Source organism: Entomomonas moraniae (assembly GCF_003991975.1).
Taxonomy (GTDB): Bacteria; Pseudomonadota; Gammaproteobacteria; order Pseudomonadales; family Pseudomonadaceae; genus Entomomonas; species Entomomonas moraniae.
The window spans coordinates 1,712,320-1,724,088 of the sequence record NZ_CP029822.1; the positions used below are offsets into that span (position 1 = coordinate 1,712,320).

An 11,769-nucleotide genomic window follows, 5' to 3' on the forward strand; every position below is an offset into this window, starting at 1 on the left:
CTAGTTAAAAACTGTAGCGATAACCGAGATTTAACATAGCATTATCAAACTTACCGCCCGTAGAGCAATCTGCTTCTGCATAAATATTATGTTTCTTGTTAATATTGATATTAGCACCTATACCATTATCAAACCAGCTGGAACAGAAGCTATGATTATTCTTTTCTCCACCATTAAAACGATAGCTAGCTCCACCACTCATTTCTCTTACAATACCTGTTTTCATGTAAAGATTAATAGGATTTTGTCCTTTAATCTGATAACCAACAATGCCACTAATGCGCCCCAAAGTACTTTCATAATGACTTAATCCAACATTTAAACCATTACTCGCGTTGACAGTATCACCATTTTGATAACCATAGGTTAACTGTGCTTGCGGCTCAATATATAAGCCATCTGTTTTATCTGATAACCAAAATCTTTTTCCTAGTTCAGCCGATAAACTAATACCTTGAGTTTTACCTGTTCCTCTCACAGTAGCTCCCCCGGTATCTTTTACGCTAAAGTTATTTCTCATACTGTTATATTTTAATACAGTATCAACGTATAAACCATTTTCTAACAGATAGGTTGCATAGAGCCCTGCTATATAATTTTTACCATTACCATCCCCTTCTTTATAATTAGGATTTGTTCTTGTAAAACCAGCCATAGCCCCAACAAATAAATCACCACCTGTCACATCTAACCGCTTATCAATGCCTAATTGAGTTCCGGTATAAGACATATCAAAACCATCGAGGGAAGAGCCTGAAAAAGCACTTAATTTCCCACCAAAACTTTTGATCCAGAAGCCATCACCTTGAGTACCAGATATTTTACTATTCTTTAAATCACCTAAACGCTGTAATAACGTTTGGCTTTCAATATAGTTTGTTAAATAACCTATATTTAAAAAGCTACTGGCAGCTTGTGCCGTTGTGGTTAAAGTACCACCCCCTCCTCAGAAGCATAAAGCTCAAGATCATTGGGAGATCCTGTAACTTCGCGTAAACCATATTCATAAGCACCTAACTCAACTTTATTTTTTAAAGTAAAGTTTGCATTATTAGTGCCTGTGTTGACAACAGTTAACGTTTCTGTGCCCGTGGTATTGCTACTTCCATTATTGGCAATATTTAATTTATAGTTACCGTTAGCTGTACCATTGACCACCAACAGATCACCTTGTTGACCAACAATATCCGTCCGCATATTGAATGTTCCATTGCCTGTCAAAGTATCTGTTGTTAATGTTTCATACTCTGGTGATCCACTGCTATTTTGTTTAGTAAAATTTACCGTTGAGCCTACAATTTTCAAATTACTGACTTGTGAACTATAAGTCATATCCCAAATACTATCCGTCATCTTTAAATCAATGCTGCTTGTATTATCTCCAAACATTGACATCCCAGTAAAGGTAGATCCAGTCGACATGTCGGTTGTAATAACACCTTTATTCTCTACATACATATTCCCATTAATTTCAGTCTTGCCAGTTATATCAACTAAGCCGCTATTACCCAAAGCAATAGCGGATCCTAATGTATTTGACTTAGCATCAATCTTTGTATCACCTGTCAAATAGACTTTGACTGTAGATCCTACCGATTGAATAGCGTAATTTCCAGACTCAGAATTAATATAAGTATTTTCTCCATTAATTGTTCCAGAAGCGGCCCATAAACCAAAACTGGCTCCACCTTGTGCATAAATATCTGTATTGGAAAGATTCACAGCACCATTACTTGTGGCTTGAGCACCTGCATTGTTACCATTATTAATGATTGTATTACGATTTGCCTGAGTACCTTTAAAATTAACCTGTGCCCCAGCTCCTGAAGCAGAGACAATGTTATAGCCTGCCCCCTCGACTTTACTATCTGCCCCAATATTGATTGTTCCATAAGTACCAGAGCTTATTCCCTCCCCCGCTCCTACCTTGACATTCAAACTATCCGCAGTAAATGTTGATTTTGCAGAATATGAGCCTATTGTATAAATACCTGTGCCTGTACCAGTTACTGTAATATTGCTACCTTCACCTAAATTTACCGTTGAACCACTTTGAACATTAACCCCTGCTTTTGAAGTAGTAATTACGGTAAGATGATCTGCTACTAAAGTACTTGCACCACTCGCATTCAAAGCTCCATCCTTAGTCTCAGTATGAATAGTAGAACCTGTACCTAAATCAACTTTTGCTTTTGAGTCTGCATACACGCCATAACCACTAACGGTTGTAACATTAATATCCACATTTCCCGCTTGGGTGAAAGATCCATTTTCTGCGTGAATTCCATACCCAATAGAAGTACCATCACCAGATACGTTAAGAACACTGTTGCTACCTAAGTTCAATGTTGTATTAGCACCAGTCACAGCAATTGCTTTTACCTACCCCGCATCAGTTGAAGCATTAACCTCTAACTGGTTTGCGTTGGTTGTACCAGATCCTAATGCCAATCCAGTTATCAATCCATTTGATCCTGATACAGTTATTGCTGTACCAGTCCCCAAATTGTTAGTGTTTGCATTGTATAAACTTATGCCTATAACTGGCCCACCGGAATTTTGAACAATAGAAGCACCGCCATTGATGGTAAGGCTATTTGTCGCCTGAATGCCCGTTAAAGTTCCTGTACCCGTCGAATTATTAATGACTGTATCACCATTATTTAAAACAACATCATTACCTGTAATAGATACATAGTCCGTGGCATTAGCTGTTATCGTATAATTAGCACCTAACACTACATTAATCCTTATAGTCAGTATCTTATTATTACTTTTCTTCATACAACTACACCACAAATACAAACAATGCAGCATGCAATATTTATCATTAAATCAAGCAAACTATCATTTTATTATACTTTCCTCCAATAGACATGTTAAATTTAATAATAATTACAATAAGCAGTATGTAAAATGTGGTCTAGTTGTCTTTATTGAATAAAGAATATGTGCTTATTTATAACCAAACAAAAAAGCCAAGCATATTGCTTGGCTTTTTAGTACTACTGAAAAATAAATATTATTTCATTTTCCAGCCAGTGATTTCTGATAATGCTTTACCAATATCAGCTAAAGAACGCACAGTTTTAACACCCGCATCTTCTAATGCTGCAAACTTTTCAGCTGCAGTACCTTTACCACCAGATATGATAGCACCTGCATGCCCCATACGCTTGCCAGCTGGAGCAGTAACACCTGCAATGTAAGAAACAACAGGTTTAGTTACATTGGCTTTAATGTAAGCAGCGGCTTCTTCCTCAGCACTCCCCCCAATTTCACCAATCATTACAATCGCTTCAGTTTGAGGATCTTCTTGGAATAACTTTAAGATATCAATAAAGTTAGAACCAGGAATTGGATCACCACCAATACCAACACAAGTAGATTGACCAAACCCAGCATCTGTCGTTTGTTTCACTGCTTCATAAGTTAATGTACCTGAACGAGAGACAATACCTACTTTACCAGGAATATGGATATGTCCTGGTTGGATTCCTATTTTACACTCTCCAGGAGTAATCACACCTGGGCAGTTAGGTCCAATAAGAATAACACCTAATTCATCACATTTAACCTTAGCTTCCAACATATCAATTGTTGGAATACCTTCAGTAATACAAACAATCAGTTTAATACCACCAAAAGCGGCTTCTAAAATAGAATCCTTACAAAAAGGAGCTGGAACGTAAATAACACTCGCGTCAGCACCTGTCTCATCAACGGCTTCTTTAACTGTATTAAATACAGGTAAACCTAAATGTTTAGTACCACCCTTTCCTGGTGTTACACCACCCACCATTTTAGTACCATAAGCAATCGCTTGCTCTGAGTGAAATGTACCTTGGCTACCTGTAAAACCTTGGCAAATAACTTTGGTATTTTTATTAATTAAAACGCTCATTATTTACCCTCCGCTGCTGCTACTACTTTTTGTGCAGCATCAGTTAAACCAGTTGCAGCAATAATGTTTAAACCACTAGCAGACAATGTTTTAGCACCTAGCTCAGCGTTATTACCTTCTAAGCGGACAACAACAGGAACTTTAACACCCACTTCTTTTACTGCACCAATAATACCTTCAGCAATCATATCGCAACGAACAATACCACCGAAAATATTAACAAGCACCGCTTTAACATTACTATCAGATAAAATGATTTTGAATGCTTCTGTTACACGTTCTTTTGTTGCACCGCCACCTACATCTAAGAAGTTAGCTGGTTTACCACCGTGTAAATTAACGATATCCATTGTACCCATCGCAAGACCAGCACCGTTCACCATACAGCCAATGTTACCATCTAATGCAACATAGTTTAATTCAAACTGTGCAGCGTGGGCTTCACGTGGATCATCTTGTGAAGGGTCATGCATTTCACGTAGTTTAGGGTGACGATATAGAGCATTACCATCAATATTAATTTTGGCATCTAAACAATGTAAATTACCGTCTTTTTTAATCACTAATGGGTTAATTTCTAATAATGCTAAATCATAATCTTGGAATAATTTAGCTAATCCTAAAAATATATTAGTGAATTGCTTAATTTGATCGCCTTTCAAACCTAATTTGAACGCTAACTCACGTCCTTGGAAAGGTTGTGCACCTACTAGTGGATCAACGGTAGCTTTTAAGATTTTTTCTGGTGTTTCATGGGCAACTTTCTCAATTTCTACACCACCCTCAGTAGAAGCCATAAAGACAATACGACGGCTAGAGCGATCAACCACAGCACCCAAATATAATTCTTTATCAATATCAGTACATGATTCAACAAGGATTTTACTAACAGGTTGGCCATTTGCGTCTGTTTGGTAAGTAACCAAACGTTGACCTAACCATTTTTCTGCAAATGCTTTTGCATCTGCTGGATTTTTTACTAATTTTACGCCACCTGCTTTACCACGACCACCTGCGTGTACTTGAGCCTTAACAACCCACTCAGTACCACCTATTGTTGTACATGCCGCTGCTGCTTCTTCTGGTGTGTCTACAGCGATGCCTTTTGATACAGGTAATCCGTACTCAGCAAATAACTGCTTACCTTGATATTCATGGAGATTCATAAGCTACATTATCTCTTTAGTATTGCATATATTAGATGATACAAACGTATCACCACCTAGTTTACCAGCTTCTTATTAAATATTTTCTGGTGAATGAGTGGGGCATAAATACCCCACTTAAAATAGTTACTAACGTTTTTTACGATTAGCAATATGGATTGCATTGCCATTTACAGCTAATGCCGCTTCATGAACAGCCTCTGAAAGCGTTGGATGTGAGAAAATCATCATACCAACATCTTCAGCACTTGAACCAAACTCCATTGCAATAGCAATTTGTTGTACTAACTCAGCAGCACTTGGGCCAATGACATGACCACCTAAAATACGGTCTGTTTTAGCATCTGCAATGATTTTTACAAAACCTGTTGTGTCATTTGCTGCCATTGCACGACCGCTGGCGGCAAATGGGAATACACCCACATTAATTTCAACACCTTCAGCTTTTAATGTTTGCTCGTTTTTGCCTACCCATGCAATTTCTGGGTGAGTATAAATAACGCCAGGAATTAGGTCATAATTCATTTGAGCTTTGTGCCCAGCAATACGCTCTACAACCATAATACCTTCTTCTGAAGCCTTATGAGCAAGCATAGGGCCACGTACTACGTCACCAATAGCATAAACACCAGGAACACTTGTTGCACAATAGTCGTCAACAAAAATAAAACCACGCTCATCAAGTTTTACACCACTGTCAGAGGCTAAAAGATCAGTCGTCACTGGGCGGCGACCTACAGCAACGATGACTTTATCAAAAGTAGCTTTTTGTTCACCTTGAGCATCTGTATACTCAATAGTAACTTCTTTACCTTTAACATTAGACCCTGTTACGCGCGCGCCTAACTTGATATCAAGCCCTTGCTTAGTCAATACTTTTAAAGCTTCTTTAGCGACTTGCTCATCCGCAGAAGGAAGGAATTTATCCATCGCTTCAAGTACTGTTACTTGTGATCCTAAACGAGCCCACACTGAGCCCAACTCAAGACCAATAACACCCGCACCAATAACACCTAAACGCTTAGGTACTGCAGTAAAATCTAATGCACCAGTTGAGTCTACAATCGTTTCACCATTGAGTGGTGTAGGAGGAATTTCAACGGGGCGAGAACCAGATGCAATAATAATGTTATCCGCTGCAACTGTTTCAGTTTTACCATCTAAGCCAGTCACTTCGATTTGCTTATTGGCTAATACTTTGGCATGGCCTTCGAGTAAAGTAACGCCATTCGCTTTAAATAGCATAGCAATACCACCCGTTAAATTTTTAACAATGGTATCTTTACGAGCAACCATTGTGCCAACATCCATTGCCAAGCCTTTAACAGCAATACCATGAATTTTGAATGACTCTTCAGCTTCATGATACTTCCAAGTACTGTCTAATAATGCTTTAGAAGGAATACATCCCACGTTTAAACAGGTACCACCTAAAGAGGTCTTACCTTCTTTACCTTGGTATTTTTCAACACAAGCTGTTTTAAAGCCCATTTGTGCAGCACGAATCGCTGCAACATATCCGCCAGGACCAGCCCCAATTACAACAATATCAAATTTTTGACTCATAATTTTTCCCTTGTATAGGTCTATTATTACAATAGAAAGTTTTAAACTCTTTAAATTATGTTAATTAAGATAACGCTTTAGTATTTATTTAAAAAAGCAAACTAATAATCAGCTAAAGTTATTCTTACTAAACATCTAACAACAAACGAGCAGGATCTTCTAATAAATCCTTCATAGTAACTAAGAAACTTACGGCCTCTTTCCCATCAATCATACGGTGGTCATAAGACATCGCTAAATACATCATTGGTAAAATCACAACTTGGCCATTAACTGCCATTGGACGCTCTTGTATTTTATGCATACCTAAAATAGCAGTTTGTGGTGGATTAACAATAGGCGTAGAAAGTAAAGAACCAAACACGCCACCATTAGAAATGGTAAATGTACCACCAGTCATTTCTTCGATTGTTAATTTACCTGCTTTTGCTTTTTTACCAAATTCGGAAATAGTACCCTCAATTTCGGCAAGGCTCATAAACTCGGCATTACGAAGTACTGGTACCACTAGGCCACGGTCGCTTGATACAGCAACACCGATATCTTGATAACCATGATAAACCACATCATTACCATCAATAGACGCATTAACAGCAGGGAAACGTTTTAATGCTTCAGTAGCTGCTTTCACAAAGAAAGACATAAAACCTAAGCGAACACCATCATGTTTCTTCTCAAATAAGTCTTTATATTTAGAGCGTAAATCCATAATAGGCTTCATATTAACTTCATTAAATGTTGTTAACATCGCCATGGTTGATTGAGCTTCAACAAGACGCTCAGCAACTTTAGCACGTAAACGTGTCATAGGCACACGCTTCTCAATACGGTCACCAGCAGCAACTTGAACAACAGGAGCAGCAGCTTTGGTAGAAGAAGATGGAGCGGCTTGTTTGTTAGCAATCGCTGCTACAACATCTTCTTTAGTAACACGACCACCTTTACCTGTACCTTTGATTGTAGCAGGATCAATATTATTTTCTTCAGCTAACTTACGTGCAGCAGGTGCTAAGATAGGATCTTCATCATCAGCAGTTTGAGTAGTCGCTGGAGTAGCAGAAGTTTCAACTTTTGCTTGCGCAGCTGGTGCAGAAGCAACAGCACCTTCTGCAACACTACCAATCACCTCATTACTTAATACGGTATCACCTTCATTTTTCGTAATCGTTAATACACCATCAACAGGAGCAACTACTTCAAGCATGACTTTATCTGTTTCAATTTCAACCAACAATTCATCACGCTTAACCGCCTCACCTGATTTTTTTAACCAGTTAGCAATTGTGCCATCAGCAATAGATTCTGGGAAAGAAGGCGCCTTAATTTCTTGAGCCATTGTAAAAGTTCCTTAAACTTATTAAAGGGTGTATAAACACCCATTTGATTAAATATTAAACAGTAAATGCATCTTGTAGCAATTTTTCTTGCTGTTCCGCATGCATAGAAGGATAACCACAGGCAGGTGCAGCTGAACTGTCACGCCCTGCATACTGTAAATCTAGTGGTGGGTTATACTCTGCTGCAGCCCTACGAATATGATGCTGGCTACAATACCATGCACCTTGATTCATAGGTTCCTCTTGACACCATACTAAGCGTTTAAGATTAGGATAGGTCGCCATTATCTTATCTAGGCTTTCGTTAGGGAAAGGATACAGCTGTTCAATACGAACAATGGCTATATTATCTTGCCCTTCTGCACGACGTTTTTCTAATAGATCATAGTAAACTTTACCGCTACATAAAACTAATCGATCAACTTTTTTAGGGTCGATATTATCCACTTCAGGGATAATTAGCTTAAATGAACCCTCTGCTAACTCCTCTAAAGTTGAAATAGCTAGTTTATGACGTAATAACGATTTAGGACTCATGATAACAAGTGGCTTACGAATAGGACGTACAACTTGACGACGTAACAAGTGGTATATTTGGGCCGGCGTTGTAGGAACACATACTTGGATATTTTGGTCTGAGCATAGTTGTAAGTAACGCTCTAAACGTGCTGATGAGTGCTCTGCACCTTGGCCTTCATAACCATGGGGCAATAACATTGTCACACCACTTAAACGTTCCCACTTAAGCTCACCACTGCTAATGAACTGGTCAATAACTACCTGAGCTCCATTGGCAAAGTCACCAAACTGAGCTTCCCAAACGACAAGCGCATTCGGCGTTGTCGCCGCATAACCATATTCAAACGCTAATACAGCTTCTTCTGATAAAAATGAATCATAAATATCCATTCTTGGCTGGCCATCGAATAGATGTTGCAATGGAATATAAACGGTATCATTTTTTTGATTATGCAGTACAGCATGACGATGTGAGAACGTACCACGACCAATGTCCTGACCTGTCATCCTCACGGGGTAGCCTTCTGATAACAAACTAGCATAGGCTAATGTTTCAGCATACCCCCAATTAATGGGTAAAGAACCAACGGTCATTTTCTCGCGGTCTTCATAAATCTTTTTAACTTGTCTTTGTAAAACAAAGCCATCAGGAATAGCTGTTATTTTATTGGCTAGCTCTTGTAGTTTCTTAATATCAACGGTTGTATCATAATAAGAGTTCCACTCATGGCCAATATAAGGTGTCCAATCAACGAAAAGTGATTTATTAGGCTCTTTTACCAAGCTTCTTACCACATGGCGACCATTGTCTAAATCATCACGATACTCATCGACTTTCTGCTGTGCATCTGCCTCATTAATAACACCCTCTTTAACCAACTCCTCTGCATAAATACTGCGTGGTGTTGGGTGTTTAGAGATTGACTGATACATTAGAGGTTGAGTACCGCTAGGCTCATCCGCTTCATTATGCCCATGACGACGATAACAGAATAAATCAATCACAACATCCTTATGGAATTGCATACGGAAATCAAGAGCCATTTGTGTTACAAATAATACAGCTTCTGGATCATCACCATTCACATGGAAAATTGGAGCTTGTACCATTTTAGCTACTTCTGTTGCATATTCTGTTGAACGTGCATCATCAGGACGGCTAGTTGTGAAACCCACTTGGTTATTAATAACAATATGAACCGTACCACCCGTTTTATAGGCACGTGTTTGTGACATTTGGAACGTTTCCATTACCACGCCTTGACCTGCAAATGCGGCATCACCATGCATAGTAATAGGAAGAACAGCTTCACCGGTTATGTCAACGCGGCGATCTTGGCGCGCTCTTACAGAACCCGCCATGACGGGTGAACCAATCTCAAGATGCGAAGGGTTAAAACCTAGGGCTAAATGTATTTCGCCCCCTTGAGTCATAACATTTGAAGAGAAACCTTGATGATATTTAACATCGCCTACGCCGACTTTAGCACGCTTTTTCCCTTCAAACTCATTAAATAAATCAAGAGGATTTTTACCGAGTGTATTAACTAAGACGTTTAAACGTCCACGGTGAGCCATTGATAAGACTACTTCTTTTACACCGTAGGTACCTGAACGTTGAATAAGCTCATCAACCATTGGAATAAGGGCATCACCACCCTCAAGACTAAAACGTTTAGCACCAGGGTATTTATTACCTAAATATTTTTCTAAGCCCTCTGCTGCAGTTAAACGTTCTAATAGATGTTTTTTAACTTCTGGAGAGTATTTTTGACGACCTTGTACGTGTTCAAAACGGCGCAATATCCAACGACGCTGTTCAGCATCGGTAATATGCATACATTCCATACCAATCGTACGACAATATGTAGCTTTTAATGTATCAATAATCTCACGGAGTGTAGCTTCTGTTCTATCGGTGAATAGATCACCACAGGAGAATGTAAGATTGAGGTCAGCTTCATTAAGCTCATGATCGTGTAATGATAGAGCTTCTGGTAGTGGGCGTTGCCACAAACCTAATGGATCAAGCCGAGCCGCTTGATGCCCTTGCATACGATACATTTGGATAAGCCGTAAAACTTTGACTTGTTTCTTTTCGAAATCAGTAGAGACGCTTGCAGCGCTCACAGGTTGAGCTCTATTTTTACTCTTTGCAAGCATTACGAAATAGTCTCGAATAGTCGAATGTGCTATATCAGAGCCGTTATTTGTATTGGATGGTAATTTTTGAAAATATGTACGCCATTCCTCAGGAACAGCATTAGAATCGTGAAGGTATTGTTCATAAAGCTCATCTACGTAATCAGCATTATCTGCTGATAAATAAGCACTATCCCACAGTTTTTGCATCATGCTGTCTGGCATGTCTGGTCACCCTCTATAAAAGCACATCATTTAACAGGAAAAACCATCTGATTTATTTGTACACAATGAGATAAAGCAGCAGGTTTTATCAATTAAATAGTTCAGTGCTCCTCTTACTTTGGTTAAAATTTCAAGTAAAACACTTGCACCCATAAAAAAATGCCTCTTATTATAAGAGGCATTCTAACATTATTAAGTCCCACTTTGTAACAACATACTGCGAATATGTCCAATTGCTTGTGTTGGGTTCAAATGTTTGGGACATACATGAACACAATTCATAATGGTACGGCAGCGGAACACACTAAATGGATCATCAAGTTTAGCTAGACGATCCTCTGTAGCGGTATCACGACTATCCACTAAGAAACGGTAAGCTTGTAAACCAGCTGATGGGCCTAAGAACTTATCAGGATTCCACCAGAAAGAAGGACAAGAAGTCGAGCAACAAGCACATAAAATACACTCATACAAACCATCTAGCTTCTCACGCTCTTCAATTGACTGCAAGCGCTCAATAGCAGGCTCTGGCGTATCGTTTTGTAAGTAAGGTTCTACTTTCTCATATTGTTTATAGAAAATAGTCATGTCTACTATTAAGTCACGAATAACAGGTAGACCTGGTAAAGGTCTTATAACAAGTGTCTCTCCCTCTTTAACAACAGAGGATAAAGGAGTAATACAAGCCAGACCATTATTACCATTAATGTTCATTCCATCCGACCCACAAACACCTTCACGGCATGAGCGGCGATAAGAAAAACTTTCATCTTGTTCTTTGATCAAACCAAGCACATCCAAAACCATTAAGTCTTTACCATCTGTATCAACTTGATAAGTTTTCATACTAGGTACTTTGTCTTGATCAGGATTATAACGATATACACTTACTGAAAGCATGATAAACCTC

General features: G+C 38.8%; 8 protein-coding genes and 1 pseudogene. All 9 read right to left on the bottom strand.

Annotated features, from left to right (window positions below; genetic code table 11):
• Positions 1-4: 4 nt before the first annotated feature.
• A pseudogene (locus DM558_RS08175) lies at positions 5-916 on the bottom strand (autotransporter outer membrane beta-barrel domain-containing protein); the annotation flags it as partial.
• An 11-nt stretch (positions 917-927) separates the two neighbouring features.
• On the bottom strand, positions 928-2,367 hold the full coding sequence (locus DM558_RS15920; RefSeq protein ID WP_127163375.1) for a pertactin-like passenger domain-containing protein: 1,440 nt from the start codon (positions 2,365-2,367) through the stop codon (positions 928-930).
• Positions 2,368-2,382: 15 nt separating this feature from the next.
• Positions 2,383-2,784, bottom strand: coding sequence for a hypothetical protein (locus tag DM558_RS08185; protein ID WP_127163377.1), 402 nt, complete (start codon positions 2,782-2,784; stop codon positions 2,383-2,385).
• A gap of 238 nt (positions 2,785-3,022) precedes the next feature.
• Positions 3,023-3,904, bottom strand: a complete 882-nt coding sequence (gene sucD, locus DM558_RS08190; protein ID WP_127163379.1) for a succinate--CoA ligase subunit alpha — start codon at positions 3,902-3,904, stop codon at positions 3,023-3,025.
• Entirely contained in the window at positions 3,904-5,070 is a 1,167-nt protein-coding gene (sucC, locus tag DM558_RS08195) for an ADP-forming succinate--CoA ligase subunit beta (RefSeq protein ID WP_127163381.1), read from the bottom strand. Before sucC ends, sucD begins: the two co-directional genes overlap by 1 nt.
• Positions 5,071-5,199: 129 nt before the next feature.
• Positions 5,200-6,636, bottom strand: a complete 1,437-nt coding sequence (gene lpdA, locus DM558_RS08200; protein ID WP_127163383.1) for a dihydrolipoyl dehydrogenase — start codon at positions 6,634-6,636, stop codon at positions 5,200-5,202.
• Between the two features lie 127 nt (positions 6,637-6,763).
• A complete protein-coding gene (gene odhB / locus DM558_RS08205) occupies positions 6,764-7,972 on the bottom strand; it encodes a 2-oxoglutarate dehydrogenase complex dihydrolipoyllysine-residue succinyltransferase (RefSeq protein ID WP_109702176.1) in 1,209 nt (402 codons plus the stop codon).
• A gap of 55 nt (positions 7,973-8,027) precedes the next feature.
• Positions 8,028-10,859 carry a 2-oxoglutarate dehydrogenase E1 component gene (locus tag DM558_RS08210; RefSeq protein WP_127163385.1) on the bottom strand — a complete coding sequence of 944 codons (2,832 nt, stop codon included), beginning with the start codon at positions 10,857-10,859 and terminating at the stop codon, positions 8,028-8,030.
• Between the two features lie 192 nt (positions 10,860-11,051).
• On the bottom strand, positions 11,052-11,759 hold the full coding sequence (locus DM558_RS08215; RefSeq protein WP_109702174.1) for a succinate dehydrogenase iron-sulfur subunit: 708 nt from the start codon (positions 11,757-11,759) through the stop codon (positions 11,052-11,054).
• Between the last annotated feature and the right edge of the window lie 10 nt (positions 11,760-11,769).